1 protein-coding gene is annotated in these 641 nt (G+C 59.0%); it reads right to left on the bottom strand.

Going from position 1 to position 641, the window contains the following annotated elements:
- Positions 1 to 130 precede the first annotated feature (130 nt).
- Positions 131 to 641, bottom strand: a 511-nt coding sequence (locus EOB36_RS33935; protein WP_164897729.1) for a SagB/ThcOx family dehydrogenase, incomplete at its 5' end; no start/stop codon positions are given.

The following is a 641-nucleotide window of genomic DNA, read 5'->3' as shown; positions in this document are numbered from 1 at the left end:
GTCATCGACGAAATATATTGAAGACTATCGATTTCCGACTGGCGTAAGGATTGATTTGGCACGTGCTGCTCCTGTCTCTGGTTATACCCTGGGGAACGCGCTACTGGCCGGACTGCACATTGTTGGTCGACTAATTGATGGATTGGCTCGCGGTGGACGGGTCTCTTTCCGGGGTCGAGAGGGTCAAGGCATAGATCGGTGCGTCGGTGAGACTGTCGAGACCAAGCAGCCGCTTGATGGCGGAATGATTGAGCGCGGCTGTCGGACATGCCGACAGGCCATGATTGGTCGCCGCCAGCATGATATTCTGGCCGATATGGCCGGCCTCGATCAGCACGACACGATAGGCGTTGGCGTCCTCATATTTCCACATCGTGCGATCGAGCCTGGCGCAAAGCAGGATCAGGCACGGCATGCTATCAGCCCACTCCTGTCCGCCGACCAGTTCGGAGATCTTCGGCAGATGGTTCGCGGAAATCCTGCCAAGGTCGTGATCGGCGGCGGAATAATGATAGACACCGGGCTCGAGGCCATCGACGCCGAGCGCGACCACATAGGCCTCATAGGGATTCCGCGCGCCGCCGGAAGGGGTCATGCCAAGCGGCAGGGTGCCAACGCAATTGGCGGTCTCGCCGATGATG

It is taken from the genome of Mesorhizobium sp. M6A.T.Cr.TU.017.01.1.1 (assembly GCF_004023115.1).
GTDB lineage: Bacteria > Pseudomonadota > Alphaproteobacteria > Rhizobiales > Rhizobiaceae > Mesorhizobium > Mesorhizobium mediterraneum.
Note: the sequence above shows the minus strand (reverse complement) of the source record. Positions and strands in the feature narration are given on the sequence as shown.